Origin of the sequence: Psychrobacter sp. W2-37-MNA-CIBAN-0211, from assembly GCF_040309405.1 — a bacterium.
GTDB classification, from domain to species: domain Bacteria; phylum Pseudomonadota; class Gammaproteobacteria; order Pseudomonadales; family Moraxellaceae; genus Psychrobacter; species Psychrobacter glaciei.
Genome location: NZ_JBEOOU010000008.1, coordinates 41,775 through 65,657, shown reverse-complemented (window position 1 = coordinate 65,657; position 23,883 = coordinate 41,775). Strand labels below are relative to the sequence as shown.

Genomic DNA, 23,883 nt, shown 5'->3' with positions numbered 1-23,883 from the left:
ATTTAGCTATCATGACTATTAATATAGTTTTTCATGACTCGCAAATCTTGCAACTGCTGCGTGTCCATTTGCGCTAACAGATTATCTAAACGCTGCTCAATATTATTTAAAACACTCTGTAATAACTCACTCGCTTCTGCTTTATTGTCATTACTCACATTGTGAGCATTTATATTCACATTCGCTAGGTGGTAGTGACTGGCAAGCATTTCGGGCAAACGAGTATGCAGCAGCTTATGCAACACAAACTGCGCTTCTGTGAGTTCGGGCATTTTATGTTGCGCTTGCAGGGCTTTGTGATAGCGTTGATAGTGATTTACTTTTTCATCGATACGTTTTAGTTGGCGCAGTTGCTGCTCTGACAAACTTTGCAGATGTTTCTTATGCAAATTCAATTGCTGCCAACTGAGTTTGGATAGTGATAACGGCGCATCATAATCTTGATAAGTAAGCACACCTGGCGTAATACCAACAGCTTTATGCAAAGCTTGCCAGCCTTTTTTACCCAAATAAACGACCGTGACGGTTGTCACAACCCCAACGCCGATTAGTATGCTCATAGATATTTACTCTTTACCCTATTCTTTGATAATACGACTCTACATCTACAGCTTAATATCCTCAGCACTCACATTTGTACCAGCTGGGCTTTCAATTGCTTGAATATTCACATCATTACTGACACTACTATCGAGCTTTTGAAACTCTGTATTATCAGCAGGATTGTCAAAGCGTTTTTGCAAATAGCGATTGGTTGCGAGCAATTTTTGTCCATCTTGGTGATATGAGGCATTGAGCAAATCATCAAACTGAGTATTAATGGTACTCAGTACGTCTAGCAACGCCTCTTTTCCGGTAACATTAGAATGCTTAATCTTAGTGGTATCAGCAAGCGCCCCATCCCCCACATCCCCCACATCTAGGTCATGCAAGCGTCGATAGTCAGCTACCGCTAGCGGAATATGTCTGTCCATCAAGTTTTGAATCATAATATAGGTTTCGTTGACTGTGTCTTTATCATCTATCTTGCCATCATTATTGGTATCGCCATAAATGACACGTAGCTTTTCGCCTTTTCCATTGATTTGGTCAAGGGCTGTTTTGACTTCGATAGGTAAGCTTTTTTCAGGAATATAACCCAACTGCGGCATCGCTTTATATTCAAGCATTTTGGGCGCGGTCACTTTTTTGATACCACGATATCCTAGATATAACCCAGCTGCTGGTAGCACTCCGTATAAAACAAACATCACTAACATTGCCGTTACTTGGGTCATGGGATTGTCCTCATTATTCATCGTAGTTATTATTGTTCTAGATAGCCTTAAAACTCTAAACTCTAAACTCTAAACTCTAAACTCTAAACTCTAAACTCTATGAGATTAAACAAAAAAATAAGGCTTTATTAAAGCCCCATATTGTTATGTATTTAACTGCTCATAGCTGATAATTAATAGCAGTCATTAAAATAAATACACATTAGCTTTTCGTACGGCTTTTGACATAACGGTGCGTTGAGGCAAGGCGATTCATAACCGTTTGATGCAACTCGTCCAATAACTCATCAAGCTCATAATCAATTTCTAAAAACAAATCAGTCAGCATATCGCCTGCTGTCATTTTTCCCTGCATCATTGTGTTTTTGGTGCGATGCGGACTAAAACGTTGCAACTGCTCATAATGATGTAGTGCTTCTGGAATGCTCTCTGACACCAGCTTGTCGATGACAAACTGACGCTCGTTATGTTGCTGCTGTTGCTGCTCGTTGAGCTCACTGCTCCACTCACGGTAACGCTTGAGCTTGCCGTTAATTCGATCTAGTATCGCAACAGCTTCTATAGGCATAGCATTTAGGGTGGCCTCATCAACCACATCAATAAGCTCAGTCATAATCGGACAGCGTCCATGTTTGAGATACCATAGGGTATCGGGGTCGAAAGGCGGTCTATTGGTCGGGCGCATCGCAGCACGATTGGACAAATAGCGATCGGTCAGTGGCGTTGGCGTCCGAATATCATTGACTTGTGATAACGCTTGGCAGATACGATCGGCACGCTCAGGAGGAGTCAGTGGTAAGCGCTCACTAATGGCGTTTTCATCACGAGCACTGTCTTGATTGTGGATAATACTATCAGCAGGACTGGCATCATCTTCTGCATTAGGAGCGATAGCGCCTTGCTGAACATGTTTGGCAGCTCGCGTTGGCAAATCATCTTGAGCTTGCCCAAATGACTGTAACATTCTTGTCAAACTTACGACCATGTTCTGCTCTGCCCCTTGCCCATTTACTGATTGCATTCGACCACTCAATCCCTTATCTTAACAGTTTTTTATCACGCTGCCAGTAAGCAAACGTCAACGTTTTGGTCTTTAACATTGAGTAAATGGTTATGAATGCACCCGATTATATTTCTGGTTTTTTGCTGGGATTATCGCTCATTATCGCGATTGGTTCACAGAATGCCTTTGTGCTTAAACAAGGACTCAAACGCGAGCACATCTTTTTTATCTGTCTCTTCTGTGCGGTCAGCGATGCGTTTTTAATCTCTGCAGGTGTTGCGGGCTTTGGCGCGGTGACCGCTCAGTATCCGCAAGTCGTCAACATTGCCAAGATTGCAGGCGTCATATTTTTGCTGGGCTATGGCATTCAAAGCTTGTATGCCAGTGTACGCCTATCCCATGCGCTCACCGTCGATGGACAAGTTGTGACCAGTTTAAAAAAGGCGCTATTGCTCTGCTTTGGCTTTACTTGGCTCAACCCACATGTCTATCTAGATACCTTGGTGCTCGTTGGCATGGTTTCAACTGGCGCTAGTAGCAAGCTAGCCTTTGCAATTGGGGCTGTCAGTGCCTCATTCTTTTTCTTCTTTGCTTTAGGCTATAGCGCGCGCTTACTCAGACCTCTGTTTGCCAAGCCAAAAGCGTGGAATATACTTGATGCCTTGGTGGGTATATTGATGTTTTATTTGGCTTGGCATCTATACCAAAGTTAGAAAACAGCTATATAGTCAATCCACTATAAAAGCGTTACAGCGTTAACCTCGCTTGAGGTATTAAATATATATCTACACTTGGTTGCCTTGTACCACTTTTAAATTGAACCGACTATAGTCAAGTTCATACAAATGTACAGTTAAAATCAAAAAACCCAAACACATTCTATAAACGTGTTTGGGTTTTTTAGGCTTAACAAAAGCTATATTAAGTTAGGAAATAACGTGCGTAATCCATTGACGATAATTTCAATAGAAACTGCAGCCAATAACATACCCATGATTCGGCTCATGATATTAAGCCCAGTATCACCCAATAAACGGCTAATACGACCTGCCGCCATCAATGCCAAATAGCAAAAAAGACTGATTAAGAAACCTGCAACGATAACCGCAGAAACACGCAATATGCCTGAAACTTGAGAAGAGTAAATAATAACCGTAGAGATACCACCCGGCCCAATCATCATAGGAATAGCCAGTGGTACTACTGCTGAGGCGGTACTTGGTAGTGCGTGTTTATCGTATTCAACATCGAAATTTTCTTGATCAGGCTTAGCGGGGTTACCATCGCCATTCATCATGTTCAAGGCAATCAAAAATACCAATATACCGCCTGCCAGCTGGAACGAGCCAATAGAGATACCAAGTGCCTTTAAAAGCACCTCGCCTGCTACAGTAAAAAAGCTGATGGTGATAAAAATAGTCAAGCAGGCAATACGTGCTACTTTACGTCGATCAATCATCGAGTAGCCGCGCGTCAAGTCCAAGAACAGCGTCAAAGCTGCAAAAGGATTAATCAAAACCACAAAGGCTAAGATGATTTTAATAATTTCAGTATCCACTGAGCGCTCGCTTGTCTATCGGTAAAACTTGGGCAAAAAGATAAGGCCATCGTGCGAGTGCAACGATGACCAATAGGCGGTTAGCAGTGACATTGTAGCATAGGCAGATAAGCTAATTAAATCATTAACTTTGCTTAACATTCTCATATAAGTGCATTAGCGGCAATAGCTGATTATCATAGATCGCTCAGCAACTTTTAACGGATGAATAATCGTATTAACAGTGCTAATAAAGGTGGGGCATTATTTCTTTATAGTCGATACTAAATAGAATAGATACACGACATTATAATGCGTGACTGGTATAAATTTTTCTTGCTTGCTGTGCCTACGCAGACAGAGGCTACAAAAAATTTATGTCAGTCACACTGTCTCTTTTTTATATTGAACTGACTATATAAAGCCAAACGTTACGCACTAAAATCAAGACCAATATCTAGCGCAGTGGTGCTATGCGTCAAATAACCCATCGCGATAAAATCAACACCCGTTTTTGCGACCGCTTGCACGGTCTCAGGGGTAATACCACCAGAGGCTTCTGTCTTGGCGCGACCTTTACACATGGCCACTGCCTGCAACAATATTTCAGGCACCATGTTGTCTAATAGTACCAAGCTCACGCCAGCGTCCAAAGCCTGCTCTAGTTGCGCTAGCGTATCGACTTCCACTTCAATCGGAATGAGATGACCCGCGAAATTTTGTGCTTGCTTGATAGCTGTTTTAATATCGCCTGCAATAGCAATATGATTGTCTTTGATCAAAATCGCATCATCTAAACCCAAACGATGGTTGCGACCGCCGCCGCAGCGCACCGCGTATTTTTGCACGATACGTAAGCCAGGAATGGTCTTGCGCGTACAGGTAATTTGCGCAGGATAATCCGCCACAGTATCGACAATCTGCTGTGTCGCCGTCGCAATACCACTCAAATGCGTCATGAAATTCAGTGCCGTACGCTCTGCCGTTAATAGATGACGTGCATTACCGCGTACGATAGCCAATATTGTATCTGCATCAACCTTCTCACCATCGATGACCTGAGCGATAAACTCTATCTGCGCATCAACCAAAGCAAAAGACAGACGCGCCAAATCCATACCGCAAACCACGCCTGCTTGCCGTGCTTTAATCTGGAGCTGCGCCTGCATATCGGCGGGAATGGTGGCTTGCGAAGTCACATCTCCGCGTCGACCCAAGTCTTCGGTGAGGGCAGCCTCAACCAAGGGCTTAAGCAATACTTCATCCAACGCTGGCTCTCGTTCAACTGTCATCTTTAACCCTTATATAAGTATGCTATGAATATAAATTCGATTGATTTAAACTCAAAATGAGCATAAATATAGCGTAAAGTTAGCCTTCTCGCAAGGATAGGTCGGTATTTTATGTGTTTCGGGCGTGCCCTTAATCTGAACGAAAGCGCCTAAATGGGTTAAAAACGGCTAAATCTTGCCAAACTGCGTCAAATAGCTGGTCAATATCCTGATATTATCTGTGCTACTTTTCTTGTTTGGCTGCAATTTATCTCATTTTTATCACCATTTTCAAAATGAGGACACGCCCTAGTCAACGTTTATAAACACAGCATATGGCAGAAATATCGTAGGAATAATCTGACAACTATTTGTTTCGTTTGGGCAATTTGCTGTCCATTAGCAAGCTTTGTAGCTCAATATCGTGGCGGAAGCGATAGAGCTTGGCAGGTCGACCGCGCTGAGCGCTACTACTCTCTCCTGTCTCCATCACTAAGTTTTGTGAATCAAGCAAACGGCGAAAATTCTGCTTATGCAGACGCACTCCTGATAAGGCCTCGACACTTTGCTGCAACTGTGACAAAGTAAAAACATCTGGCATCAAACCAAAAATAAGCGGTCTGTATTCAATCTTGGCACGCAGCCTCGAAATAGCCGTCGCAATCACGCGGCGATGATCGTAATACATCGGTACGCCTATACGTTGTGACCAGTCATCTGGCAAGACAACGGCTTGATAAGTTGGCGGGTAATTGGGCGCTTCGGGTATCAGCCCCCCTTCATACAGCATCTCATAGCGGAGCAGTACGTGCTCTGCGATCCACTCCCTACTTTCATGAGCATGGTCGCCAACCAATTCTGTGTCTGTCAGTTCGCCACCTGCTAAAAACGTCTCACTCAGTCCCCAACACAATCCAATACGCTGGCGTCGACGCTGTTGCACAATCAAGTCTTCGGCAGTATTTGCCCACTCCAATAACACAGGTACGATAAAGTCTGTGATGATACTGGGCATACCATCTAAGTGATTTTCCCACGGGAAATAATCATACCAATCTCGCCACAGTGCCTCGCTTTGTAGCTCTTGCATCTGCGTCTCTTGCACCAAACCCAAATAGCTCACATAAACCAGCGCATGACCATCGATATTACGTCTATTGGTATCAACAAAGGTATATAACTGCTCCAGATAACCAAGCGGTTGCTGCGTCTGCTCCTCCACCCATTGACGCACGCCTGCTTGCAAAGAGCGATGCAACGGCATCAAAGGACCATTGGGCAGCAGCTTGCCTTGATCTACTGTTAATACACGAGCTGTGTGGTCAGTGATGGCGACTAGCACTGCGACCACTTCAGTGGTACCACTTCCCTGTTGATGCGCATGTGAATAAGACAAAGTCATAGTTTTGGCGACAATCCTTTAAATGTAGTCATTGAATAATAAGTTCATAAAATGCGGCTTTGATACTGTAGATGAGTATAACGTGAATCCCAGACTATCATAGCCTGCGGTTGTAATTCTACAAAACTAAAACTGCGGTTTATTCAACGACTTTACGGTCTAATGAGTTAAAAAATAAGTACTTTCATCGAGGCAGTTATAAAAAAACACTTGTATTTATGCTCAAAATGAGCATAATTAAAACATCTTATTCATTAGCAATATTCAATTGACTTATTTTTAGCGGCATATTACTTGTCGCTACTGTATAAAAGGTTTGCCTTTATGAAAACTTATCCTTACGACGCACCTATCATGAGTACGGACAATCGCATCGCCACTCAAATGAACATCGAATATGCCAAAGCTAAAATGCCAGCAGACTTGCCGCGCGCTGAACGCATCGTGGTTGAAGAAAACATCAAGAAGCTATTAAAAGAGCATAATGCGGTATTGGTCGCCCATTATTATGTCGACCCTTTTATTCAGGATTTGGCATTAGCGACTGGTGGCTGCGTGGGCGATTCACTAGAAATGGCACGCTTCGGGCAAGCGCACAGTGCACAGACATTGGTGGTCGCAGGTGTACGCTTTATGGGCGAGTCTGCAAAGATACTGAGTATGGAAAAAACGGTACTGATGCCAGACCTAGAAGCTGAGTGTTCGCTTGATTTGGGCTGCCCTGCTGACGAGTTCTCTGCATTTTGTGATGCTCATCCTGAGCGTACCGTCGTGGTTTATGCCAATACTAGCGCTGCCGTCAAAGCCCGTGCTGACTGGGTGGTGACGTCATCCGTTGGCATCGATATCATTCGCCATTTGCATAATAATGGTGAAAAAATTATTTGGGGTCCTGATCGCCATTTGGGTAAATATATCGCCAAAGAGACTGACGCAGATATGCTGCTTTGGCAAGGCTCGTGCCTCGTACATAATGAGTTTAAAGCGACCGAACTGCTGCAATTAAAAGAGGAGCATCCAAACGCTAAAGTATTGGTGCATCCTGAATCCCCTGACAGCGTAGTAGCGCTCGCCGATGTGGTTGGCTCTACTAGCAAATTGTTGCAATCAACTTATGAGATGGATGCCGATACCTTTATCGTCGCCACCGACTTAGGTATCTTGCATGAAATGCAAAAGCGCTCGCCAAATAAGCGTTTCTTAGCAGCGCCTACTGCTGGTGAAAGCGCAAGCTGTAAGAGCTGTGCCTTTTGTCCATGGATGGCGATGAACGGCTTAAAAGGTATCGAGCAATGCCTCACCAATCAGAGCGGTGAAGTTTTGATGACGCCTGATCTGGCAGTTGCGGCTAAAAAGCCCTTGCAACGTATGCTTGATTTTGCCGAATCACAAAAACAGCGAGTGGTAGCCAGTGGCGATATTGTTAAAGACCGCGAGCTGTTCGCCAATGTCGGAGCAGCCTAATATGAATGCGGTGTCTACAGCGGAAGCACTAAATGCTGATAATTTTGATGGGGCGGTACAAACCGATGTCCTTATCATCGGTGCAGGATTGGCAGGCTTAAGCACGGCTCTAGCGTTACCAACATCGCTGAATATTACCGTATTGAGCAAAGCCGACTTGGAAGTTTGTTCAAGCCATTATGCCCAAGGTGGTATTGCTGCCAGCCTAGATAAGAATGACTCTGTCGCTGACCATATCGCTGATACGCTAATTGCGGGCGCAGGCTTATGCGAAGCTGACAATACCAGTAGCATTTTAAGTGCCGGACAGCAGGCTGTGCAATGGTTATGTGCGCAAGGTGTGCCTTTTACCCAGATACAGCAAGATGATAATGCAAAACCTTTCACCGAGCTACAGACTGAACTACAGACTGAGCTACAGACTGAGCTACAGACTGCTAACTTACACTTAACCAAAGAAGGCGGACATGGTTGCAGGCGGGTCGCGCATGCGGATGATGCGACTGGTCGACATATTATGGAAGCCTTGACCATAAAGGCTCAATCTGCTGCCAATATCACTATTTTGCCTTATTATGAAGCGCTGAGCCTTTTAACAAGCAGTGATAATCAGTGCCAAGGGGCGCAAGTTTTTGATCATAGTAGTCAACGACAACTGACTTTTTATAGTCGCGCAGTCGTACTGGCTAGTGGTGGCTTGGGTCAATTGTTTAAGCGTGCCAGTGCGCCCAACGTCTGTGTCGGTGATGGCGTAATGATGGCATGGCAAGCAGGCTGCCGCTTAGCAAACTTAGAATTCATTCAATTCCATCCGACTGGTTTGGCATTAGATGACAGCAGCTTTCTCATATCTGAAGCCCTACGCGGTGAAGGTGGGCGGCTGACTTGTCCACAAACCGGTGTGCGCTTTATGTTGGACATTGACGAGCGTGCAGAACTGGCACCACGCGATATCGTCGCTCGTGCTATTGCTGAACAGATTAGTACGAATGGACTTGGCTACGTAAACCTTGATGTCAGTCATCTGCCAGAACAGTTTTTACGAGAGCACTTCCCGCAAATTTATCAAACGTTATTAAAGCTGGGCATCGATATGACTACTGACCCAATTCCGGTCGCGCCTACCGCTCATTATAGCTGCGGCGGTGTAGTCACATCTGTCAATGGTATGACCGATGTGGCAGGTCTCTATGCCGCTGGCGAAGTTGCCTATACAGGTTTGCATGGGGCTAATCGCTTGGCGAGCAATTCTTTATTGGAATGTGTGGTGGTTGGACGTAATATCGCTGCTGACTTACCGCGCTATTTAAAAGACGTGACTGAGCTTAGTCAAGCGACATATTTTAATAAAGGAAATCAATCAGCCCTTGGCATTTGGACGCCGCCAACGCTTAAAGATACTCAGCCCATTACTCTGCCACCGTCTACTGACTATAAAAGCAATACTCATCATAACGTCAATATAGATGCTGACATAGCTGGGATAACCGCCAAACTAAAAGTTTTGATGACTGCTCATATGGGTATCACTCGCAGCGCTGGGCAATTAGCACAAGCATTGCTACAAATAGAAAATTGGCAGCAGCAGCTTGGATGCCTCAAGTCTCATTCAACCAATATCAGTAGTAAGAGCGATACAACTACCCTTGCCAGCTTGGCATACTTTCAATTAGCACGACAATTACAATTAGCGACATTGATTATTCAGTCGGCTTATCAGCGTTATGAGAGTCGCGGTGGTCACTATCGTCAAGATTATCCGCATTTGGCGACCACACCTCGAACCAGTGTGATTGCGCCCTTATCAAAGCTGAGAGAAGGTGACAAAACAGGTAACAAAGAGGGTGGCATTGATTGGTTGGTTCAGCCTATAATCGATGACACAGAAGTTGGAACAGCATACAGTTGCTAACGTTTAACAGCGATTGAAGGTTGTTATTCTAGCCATGAAAAACGATAAATTGCCGTTCTTTATTGACCCCAAAGTGCTTAAAATATGGCTACTGATACGCTGTTTGTGATCGGACTTATGATTGTCGTCAGTTTGACGTGGGCCTTGCTGGCCCTACCTCGCTTGCGTAAGCGCCTGCCAAAAATTTATCTGATTGCACGCTCGTGGTGGCTCATGTTAGCGGCGCTTTGCGCTTGTTATGTTATCGCTAAGATAACGGATAATAGCCAGCCCTCACAGCCTCCTACCTACCCCTACCAGTGGCTACTCATCGCCTTTTTCGTCTTAATTGGTTTGCGTGGTAGCTATGAGATCAAACGCTTATGGTGCCTGCGCAACAAAGCTGTGCTGATTCACAAGCTCCAAGCGCGCGGTTTACAAGCGAATACTCAGCCTTTTAGCCAAACCTCTCCTCATTCTCCTCAAGCTTACACACGTCTAAATCTGTTAGACCTATTCTTTAGTTTTGCTTTTATCACCCTGATTATCAGTCTCATTGCCTTACAACAATTAATCTGGCAGCGCGAACAGTATGGCGTTTTATTTTTTGTTTTATTTGCCAGTCAATTTAATGATATTGCCCAGTATTTATGTGGACGATTGCTTGGTCACAAGCTGTTTAAGCGTGGTCTTGCTCCCACCATTAGCCCGAATAAAAGTATCGAAGGTGCTCTTTTCGGAAGTATGCTAGCGGCGCTATTGGCAACGCTATTGGGCATTTGGCTCACGCCTTTTAGTTGGTGGATTTGCTTATTAGCCGCTTATAGCTTAGCGGTCAGTGGTATCGCTGGAGATTTATTAGAGTCCGCCTTCAAACGTCAGCACGGGGTAAAAGACACGGGGACTATGCTCGCTGGACATGGTGGCGTATTAGATAGAGTGGATAGTTTGCTGATTGGCGTGCCGGTATTTACCTTGTTTTATTGGCTGCTCGGCTAAGTTGTTATATAGTCGATTCAATTTAAAAGTAGTACAAGGCAACCGAGTGTAGATGTATATGTGATACTTCAAGCGAGGTTAACGCTGTAATACTTTTATAGTGGAATGACTATAGTCGATCCACTTTTAAAAGATACAGTGCTACTGGGATGAATTATTCGCAGCCTCTGTCGGCGTAAGCACAGCAAGCAAGAAAAATTGATACCAGTAGCACGTTATAATAGTTGTCTTTCTTTTATTTAGGACTAACTATATCCAGTAGGTTTATCCAATCTACTGCGCAATATCCAATTAAGCAAAGGCTTAGGTAAATGATTGAGCGCCCGAGTAATATAGCGCATGGAGCGTGGAAATATAGCCAGCTCAATATCATCATCAATCGCTTGTATAACATTCTCAACCGCCGTTTGCGTACTGATTATGAATGGCTTATGGCTGGCATTGCCGTCATTGAAATCACGCAACGCTTGGGTATCGATATAGCCTGAGGCAATGCAGTTGACTTGGATATTATAAGGCGCAAGTGCTGCTCGATAAGCGCTGGCAGTCGCAATCATGGCGCGTTTGCTTTTGGCGTAAAGACTGGCATAAGGATAATCTATAGTACCGGCGATAGACGCGATACAAATCAGACTTTGTCTGTTGTTTTCGTTGAAATCTGATGAATAACTTTGACGCTTTAACTGCTCACTTGCCCACATAAAGACCTGAGCAAAGGCTTGCAGGTTAATCGCGAGCATTTGATCGCTGTCATCTTGATTGAGACGATGGACACGCTCATTGGTGTAACTGCCCGCACTATAAATCAATCTTTGAAAACTGATATTTGATAAATCATTTAACAACATTTGTGTTTGGACGCTATCCATCAAATCACAGCAATAAGTGACAATATTAGGATGCTGACTATTGATATTATCTATCTTCTCCATACTATGACCAACCACGCTCACTTGCCAGCCAAGCGCCTGATGATGCAGCGCCAAGCCTAAGCCAAGTCCACTCGTACCGCCAAAAACGATAAGATGCGATGGCTTATGAGTGGAAGTAGATTGTGTAATATTTTTCATTTGTGCGTTCATAGACCCTGCTGCCGTATATAGTCAGTCGTACGCTGATAGCCATATTGCCATTGCGTCTGCATTTGCTGTACAAAACCATCATAGTCACTGTGAATAAGCTCAACGGTCATTTGTCTGATATTAAAACGCTTTTGTACATGCTGTCCTGCCAACTGTTGGCCATTATCAGCAAAGGGTAACCAATGCAATTGACGGCTATTTCTTTCTGACTTCACAAGTGATGACGTTTCCATTGGCTGATAATCATGCACCTGTGCCAAACGCTCATTGGGGTCAAAACCAAAAACGCGCTGAATCGCTGGCGAAGCAAGATAAGTATCGTATCCTGCCTTGGTCTCTGCAAATACAGTCTGCCCTAGCTGACATGCTAGCTCGATCGGCGTAAGATTAATCACCCCGCCTAAGCACCACCCCAGATAGTCTATAGGCGTTGGCGGTAGATAATACATATCTGCCATGGAAGCGCGAACCGCTGAATTAAATTCCCACTGCTTTACGACATTTACTGACTGATGAATACGCCTATCGGCAAACGTATGCGCAGGTGCGTTAAGCATTTCATCAAAATGCTCTGATACTGCCAAACGCGGTGGCGCAAATAACAACTCTTGTAGTTTAAACTCATTGTGGACAGATTTATCAGCATTAGGCGTTTGATTAGGTGCTTGATTGGGCGCTTGATACAGTCGACTAGCGATAAGAGCTATCTCTGGCGCGGCGGTATTAAATGAATTATTATTCTGCTTGGGATAAAAACGAGACAATTCATCGAGCCATTGCCCCTCGTTATCTATCCGAAACATCGCCAACTGCTGCAGCTCATATAATAGTCGCTCGTAGTTATCTGCTTGTTGCTGTTTTTGGCGGTTGGACAGCTGCCGTGACAAGCGCCAGCGTTTAAGCGCCTGAGTCATATAACGTATTTTTAGTCGCCTATTGGCTTCGTCTGGCGCGACATGTCTAATTGCAGTAATGACACGATACAACTCACGGCTGCACATCAGCTCCTGCAAATCCTTGGGGTCAGGCGCTAAATTGACTAAATAAGCCGACAGACTACCACCGCAAGTGCCGACGATGATATCTGGTGTCAAATCATGGGCAACCAATGCCGCATAACTGCCCAAATAATAACCAAAACGCGAGCCACCTCCGGAGAAAAGCTGGACGCGCTCATAAGGTTTGCTGCTTTTTCTATTCAAAGGCTTGACGCTTTTATTATTCATCTATTACTTATCAGCATTTGGTGCTGTTTTAATTGCTAATGACACCGTAAAGATACCAAAACGGTCGATGCGCATGGCGACTTTCTTAAAGCCAGCATTCTCAACCAATTGATCCATTTCCGCTTGCGAGCGACAGCGCATCACCCAACTGCTACCGCGATGATTGTTTAGGGTTTTGCTGATAAATTCCTGCTCAGGATGCCACGGCTGATTGGTATAAAGTAAATAACCACCAGATTTTAAACTGTCATAAATACCCGTTAACGCCGTCGCTGGTAGCGTATTGTCAGAAAATAATTCAAACACGCCAGAGGCAATGGCGATATCGAACTTTTTATCATCAAGACCTTTAGCATCGCCGCTTCCCTTCTGTACATGAGAATAACTGGCAGGGTCAAACGCATCTTTTTGACAAGTAAGGACACGATCAGCAATCTCTAACTGCTCCGCCTTTGCCTGTAAGGCTTGGATATTATGCTGCTCATAATCGCGTAGCTCAGCGTGCAAGTTGGTAAACTCTGTCAATAAATCAAAGGCGTAAAAGCCATGCCCACTAGCGATATCGAGTAGTTTCGGCTGCAATGACTCCTTGCTGTTTTGCTTAGCTTGGTTTTGACTAGCTTGGTTTTGATTGCCAGACTTAATATCTGCTAAAGCTTCACGTGCCAGCTCTAATATATGCTCACGGCGAATACGAATCCCTTGCCAACCAATATTGCTTAAGTAAAACTTATCGACCGCCTGACCAAATTTATTCTGACCACTGGGCTGATTATAATAAACATGATCGAGCGAATGCCCCGAATCAAATCCATGCTCTAGTCCTGTGGCAATGGCGTCGCTGACATGACCAAATTTTTGCATGGCAAATCGGGTAATGGCAAAGCTTGGGTTAAAGGGTTTAATCGCTAAACGATCCACCTTATCTTTACTGGCACTATTAAGATGAGCGGCGCTTAAATCAGGTGCTTTAACGTCCTTACTGAATACCTGCTCAGCGAAATCGATACAATCCGCGAAGACGTCTGCCTTATTGGTCTCATGAAAAATCGCATGATAGCTATCTGGATATAACTGCCAGCGTTTATCAGTCGTATTAATCGCCTCATAAAAATCGCGTTCGGCCTGCTTATCAACGACGTAATCCTTGCCTGCACACAATACAAACGTCGGCACGGTGATAGCACCCGCATCATCGAGCAAGCGTTGACCCGTTGCATGCGTATCGATGAGCAAGTCGGTCGAGATACTGTTTGAGATTAGCGGGTCGGCATTATAAGCTTGCTGTGCGTCTTTATCATGCGTTAAGACTTGCGCCTTGACGTAGCTGCTCACGCGTGACATTAGACCAAGCGCGCGAGCCACCTTTAGCGATGGTATGGCAAATGGCATGTACAAGCGAATACTCAACGCTGGCGTACCCAATATCATCCCGCGAATATTTGGCGCATAATCATGTACCCATGCTGCTGCGAGTACTGCACCGATACTACTGGCGACGATTAATGTATCCTCAATAGCAATGCCCGTTTGCCCAATAACCAATTGTACAAAACCGTCTAAATCGCGCTCAAGCTCGGTGACGCTTTCGGCATGGTCTTTGATACCACCCGAACGCCCATTACCACGCGCATCCCAAGCAAATACTTGATAGCCCGCTTTTGCAAATTGTTCCCCAAGTTCTGCTAAGCGTCCAGAATGTTCGTGACCACGATGTAACAGAATGACTTGGCGCTGTTGTGTGTGTTGCTGACTGGCTTTTTTTATACCCTCTAAAGGCATCGTCAACCAATAGCGATAATAGATTGCCGTACCATCATACGCGTTGTAGCAACTTTCACCGCTAACAACTTCGGACGATGATAGATGAAGGTAATCGCTAACCTTGTTTGGGGCAGCTTTGGCAGTGGTAGACTGGGTATTTTTAGAAATAGCGGGCATTGTCTGGGACTCCAAAAGGGACGTTTTAGCAGCAGAATTTGATAAAGGGGCATTTAATGAAGGAAAATGTGATAAAGGAGAATTTGATGAAAAGCTATTGGGAGATAACGTATCAGGTTGATCAATAATCGCTTGGCAATCGATAGATAATATAGATTGATACGATGATTCTGCTATTGATTCAATATTGTCTAAACGGTTTGAGCGTAGCACAGGTGGTTTACGCATCAAATATAAGTCTGCCATATAACGCAGTCGATTGAGACAAGTTTTTAGTAGCAGCGCCTCTGTGAGTATAAATAATTGCCCTACTCTGATATGAAATAACGCGGGCGGTACTTTACTTGCCATAAAAGTGCCAAGCACACCGAGCACAAAAGCACGATCACTTTTGCCCAAAGGCCCTTGATTCGCTCTAATGTCTAACATCCTATTACTGGCGATACCTAGTAACTCGGTGCCGATACTAAGCACGATTAGACTGACAATATGTTGCTGATGGATTGATATATTGTTGGGAAAATTGACTGCCGACGCTTGCAAATTACCATTAGCAACATGCGGAGCAAGACTTGCGATAAGCGCCGTATCAGCCACGATATCGCCCACTTCATTGAGCACTTCACCAATTTTAGAGGCTTGCCCATGCTCGCGCGCCATCATGCCATCGATAGCATTGAGCGCCATGCGTACAAACAATGATGAAGGCAATAAAAGCCATAATTCCTGCTTCTCAGTTGCAGGCTTGGCAATCACATAAGCCGTACCAAGGCTCAATAAGATGGCTGATACCGTCACTTGGTTAGCGGTAACCTTTTGCTCGACCAATGCATCGCTAATTGGGCGCAATTGATCTTGAAACTGAGATTTGAGCTGATAGAGCGACATAAGGCGAGCCAAATATATTCAGTCCTTTAATGTAGCAACAAAAGTTGATTAGGTAAATACTTAAGTATGGTTGTTAGCCGGATTATCATGCATAAAACCCTATCCTACCATCTCGCTACAAAGGTGCTCACCTTATAAGCCAACATTTAATAGTTAAACAGTCAGTTTTCACAAGGAATCTTAGTCGCTCATGTCAGTATTAATCGCTTGATATGCTACAATCCTCAGCTTCTTAGAAATACCTTCTCAAAAACACCTTCAAAAATGCTACGAGCCTGCCACCATGCAAAGCCTGATTACCCTTGTTCTGGTATTAATGCCAATGTTTATTGGTTTTGCCATTCCTTCTAATCCTAAAATGACCAAGCTTGCGGATAAAGGCTTGTCTTATTTGGTGTTTATCATCTTAGCGCTGATTGGTATTGAGCTGTCGCAAGTGGAAGGGCTTGGCAGTCAGATAGGTGAGATTGCGCTGTATGTCACTATATTATCGATATTGACGATTGGTACGGGCTTATTTTCCCTGATGTTGTTCGATCATTTGCGTCCATGGCACGCCAAAAAACCCAGCGTAAAATCTAAAGAACATCGCGTCAGTATTCGTGGCAGCCTCGCTCAGGTGATTTGTGTAGTCATTGGTATGGTGATTGGATACTTCCTACCAGACAATTATATGCCACCCGAAAACACCATGACGGTGATGTTAATGATATTAATTTTGCTGGTCGGTATTGGATTGAAAGGCTCGGGTATTACTTTAAAAGAAGTGCTGCTGAATAAACGCGGCGTTGAGATGAGCATTATTTTTACGCTAGCGGTATTGGTTGGTGGCTTACTATTTGCGCTGATGTTCAGTGAGGTATCGTGGACAAAAGGCTTGGCACTGGCGTCAGGATTTGGCTGGTACTCGCTATCAGCAATCGTCATGACCGATGCTTATGGCGCGGTTTGGGGCAGTGTGGCACTCTTTAACGACTTGGTACGTGAGTTTTTTGCGCTGATATTTATTCCTGTGTTTATGCGTAAATATCCCTCAGCAGCAGTTGGACTTGGCGGTGCGACGAGCTTGGACTTTACCTTACCCATTATTCAGCAGTCTGGCGGTCTAAAAGTCGTGCCTTTAGCGATTAGCTTTGGCTTTATTATTAATATTGTCTCGCCTGTGTTGATGGTGGTATTCTCGGCGTTGGGTTGATGTCGAAAAAATGATAAGCTTTACTTCACAAAAATTTTTTTCTATTTTTAACTATACGTCTAAGAGATAAAAAGACTTTCACCTTAGCTCAATCAATCTTGTTCTTACAATTGTCATCAAACCACATAGTCGTATCTACTCTTTGATTTACCTTACTATCTTCATAGCTATCGCTAGGCGCTTTTGATCTCTCATCACCGTAGTAAGCTGTCTTGATTTGTCTAGGATCAATTTGATAATTTAGAATAAGATAACTCGCAATATACTCGGCGCGGTCTCTTGCTAGTGTCTTATTACTTTCGATATTTTCATATTTACTAATATTACCGTCTAATCCAATTAAACATTTATCGTTAATATTTGCAAAAACTTTAAGGCTATCTATATCTTCTGCATAAGGCTGACTACTGTTCATAGGAAAAGAAACTTGGCCTCCGATACCATGACCAACATCTGTTGATACAGATAAAGGGCAACCTACTTTATCAACCACTACATTATTTGGTGTGTCTGAGCATTCGTCTGTATTATCTAGCACCCCATCGCTATCTGAATCAGGGATATCTGCTTGCATCGTCCTGATATTTTCATCTTTAGGTAAATCTTTAGAAGGCGCAGTTGTAGTGGTTTGGCAGCCAGCTAAAGCAATAGATGATGCTAGCATCAATAAACTCCTGTAGTTTCTAGTTGTCATTGTTATTCTCTTCATTAAGAATCACTTACAGCTTTATTTACCATCATTTTCGATCTTTTTGAAACATTCAATATATTACTCAACATTGCTAATAAGCACATAAATACGCTGGTTGAGCCAACTGCTTTCGATATCATTTGGCGCAATTGGACGTTCTGACCCATAGTAAAAAGTTTTAATACGATCAGGATCAATATTATATGTCATGGTCATATAATTTTTAATTCCTTCCACACGGTATATTGATAATGTTTGATTGGCATTATTATCTTCACGTTTGGATATATGCCCTTCGATATGCATAACAGCGTCCAAATGATCTTGCATTTTTTTGCCTGCGTTATCTAGCTGTTCATAATACTCACTTTTTATCTCACTGCTATTTTCATCATAATACGCTCTAGCTTCCATCATAAATTCATTTTCACCAAAAAGTAAGGAATGCGGACAACCCCTTTCATCTATCACCACGTTAAAAGATGTACCTGGACACTCGTCTATAGCATCAAGTACACCATCGCCATCTAAATCGCTATCTGCTTGCATTGTCCTGATGTTTTCATATTGAGGCATAACTTTAGGCGGCACAGTTGTAATGGTTTGACAGCCTATTAAGACAGTAGTTGCTATCGCTAAGTACACTGGTATTCTAATAATCATAACGGCCTCACAGACTTTACTGATAATGAATAAACATTATTCCGATAATAGCTTGAATTCCTCAATCAAGCCATCGGTAACGCTTTATCCACTCGACAAGCCCTATCATGCCAATCGACAAAAGCCTTTATCGCTACAGACTCTAATTGATGACTGGCTTTCCTGCCAGCAAAACTCTCAACATAATGACATGCACGATAGCCTTTTACAAAACGATCATAGTCAACAATCCACTGTTTACGCGCTTTTAACTCATCTTGACGTTGCTCAATGCTATTCTCCACATCGGTATTATCAGAGCCAAACCAAAAGTTTTTAGCAGGGATATCTTTAACCAACTTCTTATTTTCAACCTCACTCATACGCCACGGCTTAGCAGTGAGCCGCGCTCGAAAACACTGCTGTATTTGACTCAGACGCACATAATTGGCATCCGCATGGAAATACTCAAACCACTCCGCGACCAACTCATCACTTGGCGCGATAGTATCGTGTGTGGCAATAATGCGAAATCCTGCTGGCGTTTGATATAAACGAAAGCGTTCGGTAGGATGATTGACAACACGTTTTTTGATTAAATCCGTCATGAAAGGCTGTAACGAGGCAATATCATCGGTATATTTTTGTGCGCGGGCTTTGTCTCTTTGGCTGGCTTGTTTCCACAAATAAGTAGTCACGCCAAACATAACTGCCAATAGCCACAACCAAGACAATCCTAGCCAAGCGATGACACTGGCGATAAGTATAAACACAAGGATAAAAACCCAAATTTTTAATTTGCTTGATGGTTTACTTTGATAAGTGGGTATAGCAGGCATAAAACCATTAGGGCTGTAATGTTCGGGATATAGATGGCCTAGTAGATCTTTATTATCGACATCAATGATTGCGATGTTATCGACGTTAGCGACTTGTGCGCCGTAACTGTTACGCGTAACGATAAGCTTCGTCACTGCTGCACTATTATTGGATAATTCATTTTCTGGAAAATCACGTTCAGAAATAATCTCTTCACGAATGGGAATACCGTTGCTTGCGTTATATTCTTCCCTGCGCTCACGACGTAAGATATCTTCACCTGCCAGCCAGCAGTTATGCGCCTCACTCACGCGAGATTTAGCATGGCTTAGCGCTTCTGCTTGACTGACATCTGACCAACCGTAACGTTTAATAGTGGCTTGCTTGGAGGATTTACTAGACGTCTCTAGCGATTCAAAGCGCTGTTTGTATTGCGCCCAGTATTTTGGGATAAGCATGGGGTTTGCCTTTGGATAGTTGTTTTAAACTAAAATCTGCTGATTGAATATTAAATAATTAATCTTTAGGCTCCGTAGCTATATCATAAACTCGGCGGTGCATAGACATCTCCTCTTCGGTATCAAAATCTGCAGTAGCTATCCCATAAACACGGCGGTTCATAGACTTACCTTCTTGAGTATCAGAAGAAGCAATGGGCTGTTCAGCACCAAAACTAGCGGTACTTAAACGCTCAGGCTCAATTTGATGCTGCATTATTAGATAGTTTTTGACGATAAGTGCTCTATATCTTGATAGAGAATCCGGTCGTAAGACGGTAGCGGATATTTCATCTGTGGTGGCGTGCCCTTCAATACGCATCGTTGCCGTATAGTACTCTTGCAGCTTTGCTGCTACTTTATCAAGCTCAAGCTGATACTCTGGCGATAGCTCACTGCTACCCTTGGCAAAAAAGGCACGATATTCCATTTTTAGACCTATCCCCATGCCAGTAAAGGGACAACCCCTTTCATCTGTTACTATGTTCATTGGTGTACCCGGACACATGTCTATATCATCAGAATATCCGTCGCCATCGCTATCTAAAATAGCTTCAACAACTGGTATATCAATAATTTGAGTTGCTTGATTAGACAAGTCGGCGGTTTGACAGCCTGTTAATACCAAAGCGCTTACCCAAACTAGAATTGTATTTCTTAATTTAATTTTCATTGTATTTTACCTTTAAAACTCGATACATCTGTTTGAGCCTAGGTCATTTTGATAATAATCAGCTTTGTGGTTTTTTGAATCGCTTACTAAGCTATAAACTCTACGATTCATAGATCTGCCTTCCTCGGTATCAGAAGGTGCAATAGGACCTCTAATACCGCAATCGAGAGTAGTCAGACGACTAGGCTCAATTTTGTGATTTAAAATTAGGTAATTTTTAACAACGAGCGCTCGACTCTTAGCCAGCGAGTTCGATTGCAAAATTGAGGTAGAAGCTTTACTGACCTCATCCTCTGAAACATGAGCTTCAATTTTTATAGTAGCTGTATCATAGTTATTCATCTGTTCTGCTACTCTATCAAGCTCATCATGATACTGTGGCAATAATTCACTGCTGTCCTTGGTAAAAAAAGCACGATACTCCATCATTGGAGGCATACCAATAAGACTTATAACCTCAGGACAGCCTCTTTCGTCTATTACTACGTTTTCTGTCGTATTTGGACATTGATCTAAATCATCATGCCCGCCATCACTGTCACTATCCAAATTAACCACAACCGTTGGCATGTTGATAGTTTGACTTGTTCGATTAGACAGGTCAGCGGTTCGACATGCGGATAGCGTTAAGACGCTTACCATAACTACAATAGTTGTCCATAACTTAGTTTGCATCACTCACTCCTTAAGTCAAAACCCTAAACCCCACTCGCCTGCTTAGCAAACAGTCTCATCAATGGCTTAATTTTGCCAACTCGATACATACCTTCGCTGCGGATTTGTTGAATAGGACGCATCTGTGCAAGCGACCCTGCGAATAGCCAATTAAGCGCTGAGAAGCTGTGCATCATCAGGCTATTATGCGGACGACGCAAACGCTCGTAGCTACGCAACGTTTGATTACCGCCCCAACTGGTTCCACCGCTACGGGCAAAGTCGTGTGACAATTGCTCGCTTAAAGTCTGCACATCGAGCATGCCCAGATTAAGACCTTGACCTGCCAGCGGATGGACACCATGGGCCGCATCACCGATCAAGACTAAATTGTCCGCGACGTAGCTTTTCGCTTGTTGCGCAGTCAATGGAAAACTGGCAATTGACTCAATCTGACTGATAGCGCCTAGCTCATAGTTACTAGCAGCAGCCAATTTATCAGCAATAACGCGCGCGTCCTCCTCTATCAATGCCAATGCTTGATTGCGAGGCAATGTCCATACGATCGACTGCCAGTGCTCTGGGTTGGCTTTGTCTTCATCAGTAATATCTGCTAATGGTAATAGTGCCAGCGTACCTGTGGGCAGCATCGCCTGACGCGCGGTTGCTTGATGCGGTTTTTCGGTGTGAATCGCACAGCAAATTGCCGTTTGATTATAATCGAGTGTATCTAGCCCAATGGCTGCTTGCTGGCGCACAAATGAACCGCGACCATCCGCGCCCACTAATAATTGAGCGTCAATCACAGTACCATCATCAACGGTGACACGATAACCTTGCTCTGCACCCAGCCAATCCATATTGATAACTTTATGTCCAGCGATAACGGTTAGATAGTCACTGACATCATCCTCAGATAAACGCTGCCATAACGCATGTTCAATGACGGCGGGCTCAACCATGCTGCCAAGCATTTTCGGTAGATGACTGTTGGGATGATTATTACCACTGTCACCAAATAATAGCTCGCCCATGCCGTTCAGTTGCCATACCTGCATTTGTGAGTAGTCCGCTTTACGCTCAGAGGCAGCAATTTTTTGCCACGCGCCGACATCGTTGAGCAAGTTAATACTGGCCACGCTCAGTGCATAAACGCGAGCGTCGCGTTGCTTCAATATGTCTTGCCACTCTGACTCATCACGTTCAGGGCGTGCATCAATCAACGTCACGGGCATTTTTGCTTGCGCCAGTTTTAACGCTAATGTCGCCCCAACAATACCGCTACCGATAATCAGCGTATGATTATTTTTCATAAGTTATTCCTACATTTAAGTGCCATCGTATAGAACATTGGTATAGACAATTTATATCACGTGCTCGTGCTATGACAAACTACGACTTCAAGCCCATCGCGTAATTGGCGATTAGTGGCTTAATATTGGGCAGTTTATCAAAGGCAACCAAGGCCACATTCCGTGCCAGCTTAATGGCGGGGTTAGGATGCGTAAAGCCATGTACCACGGCATCACAAAAGCGAATGACGCGTTTTTGATCGGTTTGACGTGCCTTCTCATAGCGTTTTAACAGTTGCGTATCGCCAATGTCTGCGCCTTTTAGCACTTGCGTACTCATCATCTGCGCCAGCACATGAGCATCACGCATACAGAGATTAAATCCCTGACCAGCGACAGGATGTAAGGTATGCGCCGCATTGCCCATAACCACACAGCGACCATCGACTTGTTTGTCTGCCAATACTCGTGTTAGCGGATAAGCACCGCGACGACCAGCTGTGACAAACGTGCCAGCGCGCTCACCAAAGGCTTGCTGTAGGGTCTGTAAAAAGTGTGCGTCATCCTCTAGATACTTGGTTTCTTCACCTGTTGGACATACCCAAACCACCGAGCGTCTATAACCTGTTTGATACTCATCATTGCCATCGCCATCTGGATCTGTCAATGGTAATACCGCCAGTGGTCCAGCAGGGCTAAAGCGTTCAATCGCCGCATGCCCGTGTGGTTTGTCAGTCTCTACCACACCGACGATAGCCGTCTGCTGATAATCATAAGTCGTCGTGCCGATATTCAATAGCTGACGCACCGTAGAGTCGCGACCATCACAAGCGACCAAGACGCTAGCTTGCAACTGCTGTTCATGCTCCTCTTTACCATAGTAGCTAAAGCTCAACGTCACCATGTCGTTTTTCTGCGCAACTGCCGTGACATTCGCATGATCAATTAAGGCAATGAGCGGCTCTTGCTGAGCGGCAAGCAATAGCTTACGTCCCAGCCAAGCATTTTCCATGACTTGACCAAATGACTCTACTTTTTCTTCGTCTTTATTAAGCTGCGCGCGTCCAAAACTACCTTGCTCACTGATTTGAACTGCATCAATGCGACAAGCATGACTTTGCAACTCATCCCACAGACCAATCTCTTGGTAAATCTGTACCGTACGCCGTGATAGTGCCGTATTGCGGCTGTCTAAATAATGGCTTCGATTACTGTCATCATTTGGACTAATGGTTGGATAGCCCATTTTTTCGAGCAAAGTACTGGCGATACCATGATGCGCTAGTAGCAACGCAAAAGACAAACCCACGTGCCCACCGCCAACGATAAGAACGTTCTGGTCAGTGACTGCCTTTTTATTGCCAAATTTGTTTTTGGCATTCGATAAATTTGAATCCATATTTTGCATCATGATTATTCCTATTGTGATCTGTTTGGTA

The 23,883-nt window shown here is 44.0% G+C and carries 21 protein-coding genes; 5 read left to right on the top strand and 16 right to left on the bottom strand.

Annotation, left to right across the window (positions count from 1 at the left end):
- Positions 1 to 2: 2 nt before the first annotated feature.
- The 3 genes from AAEY72_RS09245 to AAEY72_RS09235 all read right to left on the bottom strand — a co-directional run bounded on the left by AAEY72_RS09245 (position 3) and on the right by AAEY72_RS09235 (position 2,298).
- The gene (locus tag AAEY72_RS09245) at positions 3 to 560 is read right to left on the bottom strand and encodes a hypothetical protein (RefSeq protein ID WP_352310293.1); all 558 of its coding nucleotides are present in this window, start codon (positions 558 to 560) and stop codon (positions 3 to 5) included.
- 45 nt (positions 561 to 605) lie between these two features.
- Positions 606 to 1,277, bottom strand: a complete 672-nt coding sequence (locus AAEY72_RS09240) for a hypothetical protein (RefSeq protein ID WP_352310292.1) — start codon at positions 1,275 to 1,277, stop codon at positions 606 to 608.
- 202 nt (positions 1,278 to 1,479) lie between these two features.
- The gene (locus AAEY72_RS09235; RefSeq protein WP_227676218.1) at positions 1,480 to 2,298 is read right to left on the bottom strand and encodes a hypothetical protein; all 819 of its coding nucleotides are present in this window, start codon (positions 2,296 to 2,298) and stop codon (positions 1,480 to 1,482) included.
- Positions 2,299 to 2,390: 92 nt separating this feature from the next.
- On the opposite strand from AAEY72_RS09235, the gene AAEY72_RS09230 reads away from it, so the two are divergent.
- Entirely contained in the window at positions 2,391 to 2,993 is a 603-nt protein-coding gene (locus AAEY72_RS09230) for a LysE/ArgO family amino acid transporter (protein ID WP_352310291.1), read from the top strand.
- Between the two features lie 203 nt (positions 2,994 to 3,196).
- Here AAEY72_RS09230 and AAEY72_RS09225 read toward each other — a convergent pair whose 3' ends face one another.
- From AAEY72_RS09225 to AAEY72_RS09215, 3 genes are all read right to left on the bottom strand, one after another.
- The gene (locus AAEY72_RS09225; RefSeq protein ID WP_194620308.1) at positions 3,197 to 3,838 is read right to left on the bottom strand and encodes a MarC family protein; all 642 of its coding nucleotides are present in this window, start codon (positions 3,836 to 3,838) and stop codon (positions 3,197 to 3,199) included.
- Between the two features lie 410 nt (positions 3,839 to 4,248).
- Positions 4,249 to 5,109 carry a carboxylating nicotinate-nucleotide diphosphorylase gene (nadC, locus tag AAEY72_RS09220; RefSeq protein WP_352310290.1) on the bottom strand — a complete coding sequence of 287 codons (861 nt, stop codon included), beginning with the start codon at positions 5,107 to 5,109 and terminating at the stop codon, positions 4,249 to 4,251.
- A gap of 346 nt (positions 5,110 to 5,455) precedes the next feature.
- Positions 5,456 to 6,490 (bottom strand): NUDIX hydrolase, encoded by a 1,035-nt coding sequence (locus AAEY72_RS09215; RefSeq protein ID WP_352310289.1) that lies wholly within the window; start codon positions 6,488 to 6,490, stop codon positions 5,456 to 5,458.
- Positions 6,491 to 6,814: 324 nt separating this feature from the next.
- Here AAEY72_RS09215 and nadA point away from each other — a divergent pair, with 324 nt between their 5' ends.
- The 3 genes from nadA (at position 6,815) to AAEY72_RS09200 (ending at position 10,844) form a co-directional block, all read left to right on the top strand.
- Positions 6,815 to 7,954, top strand: coding sequence for a quinolinate synthase NadA (gene nadA / locus AAEY72_RS09210; protein WP_502945360.1), 1,140 nt, complete (start codon positions 6,815 to 6,817; stop codon positions 7,952 to 7,954).
- Position 7,955: 1 nt separating this feature from the next.
- Positions 7,956 to 9,866: an L-aspartate oxidase gene (gene nadB, locus AAEY72_RS09205; RefSeq protein ID WP_352310288.1), complete on the top strand. Its 1,911-nt coding sequence runs from the start codon at positions 7,956 to 7,958 to the stop codon at positions 9,864 to 9,866.
- An 84-nt stretch (positions 9,867 to 9,950) separates the two neighbouring features.
- Entirely contained in the window at positions 9,951 to 10,844 is an 894-nt protein-coding gene (locus AAEY72_RS09200) for a phosphatidate cytidylyltransferase (protein ID WP_352310287.1), read from the top strand.
- A 245-nt stretch (positions 10,845 to 11,089) separates the two neighbouring features.
- Here AAEY72_RS09200 and AAEY72_RS09195 read toward each other — a convergent pair whose 3' ends face one another.
- Genes AAEY72_RS09195 through AAEY72_RS09185 form a run of 3 tightly spaced genes read right to left on the bottom strand, consistent with a single transcriptional unit; the run spans position 11,090 to position 15,993 of the window.
- Positions 11,090 to 11,914, bottom strand: a complete 825-nt coding sequence (locus AAEY72_RS09195) for an SDR family NAD(P)-dependent oxidoreductase (protein ID WP_352310286.1) — start codon at positions 11,912 to 11,914, stop codon at positions 11,090 to 11,092.
- Between the two features lie 8 nt (positions 11,915 to 11,922).
- Positions 11,923 to 13,152 (bottom strand): patatin-like phospholipase family protein, encoded by a 1,230-nt coding sequence (locus AAEY72_RS09190; protein WP_352310285.1) that lies wholly within the window; start codon positions 13,150 to 13,152, stop codon positions 11,923 to 11,925.
- A gap of 3 nt (positions 13,153 to 13,155) precedes the next feature.
- Positions 13,156 to 15,993 (bottom strand): alpha/beta fold hydrolase, encoded by a 2,838-nt coding sequence (locus AAEY72_RS09185; RefSeq protein ID WP_352310284.1) that lies wholly within the window; start codon positions 15,991 to 15,993, stop codon positions 13,156 to 13,158.
- Between the two features lie 271 nt (positions 15,994 to 16,264).
- On the opposite strand from AAEY72_RS09185, the gene AAEY72_RS09180 reads away from it, so the two are divergent.
- The gene (locus AAEY72_RS09180) at positions 16,265 to 17,176 is read left to right on the top strand and encodes a LysO family transporter (protein ID WP_210541337.1); all 912 of its coding nucleotides are present in this window, start codon (positions 16,265 to 16,267) and stop codon (positions 17,174 to 17,176) included.
- Between the two features lie 88 nt (positions 17,177 to 17,264).
- Here the strand turns inward: AAEY72_RS09180 and AAEY72_RS09175 are convergent, their stop codons facing one another.
- From AAEY72_RS09175 to AAEY72_RS09145, 7 genes are all read right to left on the bottom strand, one after another.
- Complete coding sequence (locus AAEY72_RS09175) at positions 17,265 to 17,840, bottom strand: OmpA family protein (RefSeq protein WP_352310283.1); 576 nt, start codon at positions 17,838 to 17,840, stop codon at positions 17,265 to 17,267.
- A 105-nt stretch (positions 17,841 to 17,945) separates the two neighbouring features.
- Positions 17,946 to 18,530: an OmpA family protein gene (locus AAEY72_RS09170; protein ID WP_352310282.1), complete on the bottom strand. Its 585-nt coding sequence runs from the start codon at positions 18,528 to 18,530 to the stop codon at positions 17,946 to 17,948.
- Positions 18,531 to 18,595: 65 nt separating this feature from the next.
- On the bottom strand, positions 18,596 to 19,786 hold the full coding sequence (locus AAEY72_RS09165; RefSeq protein ID WP_352310281.1) for a hypothetical protein: 1,191 nt from the start codon (positions 19,784 to 19,786) through the stop codon (positions 18,596 to 18,598).
- A 58-nt stretch (positions 19,787 to 19,844) separates the two neighbouring features.
- The gene (locus tag AAEY72_RS09160) at positions 19,845 to 20,498 is read right to left on the bottom strand and encodes an OmpA family protein (protein ID WP_352310280.1); all 654 of its coding nucleotides are present in this window, start codon (positions 20,496 to 20,498) and stop codon (positions 19,845 to 19,847) included.
- A 12-nt stretch (positions 20,499 to 20,510) separates the two neighbouring features.
- Positions 20,511 to 21,173, bottom strand: coding sequence for an OmpA family protein (locus AAEY72_RS09155; RefSeq protein ID WP_352310279.1), 663 nt, complete (start codon positions 21,171 to 21,173; stop codon positions 20,511 to 20,513).
- 23 nt (positions 21,174 to 21,196) lie between these two features.
- Positions 21,197 to 22,465, bottom strand: a complete 1,269-nt coding sequence (locus AAEY72_RS09150) for an FAD-dependent monooxygenase (protein WP_352310278.1) — start codon at positions 22,463 to 22,465, stop codon at positions 21,197 to 21,199.
- 79 nt (positions 22,466 to 22,544) lie between these two features.
- Positions 22,545 to 23,843, bottom strand: coding sequence for an FAD-dependent monooxygenase (locus tag AAEY72_RS09145; RefSeq protein WP_352310329.1), 1,299 nt, complete (start codon positions 23,841 to 23,843; stop codon positions 22,545 to 22,547).
- Positions 23,844 to 23,883 lie beyond the last annotated feature (40 nt).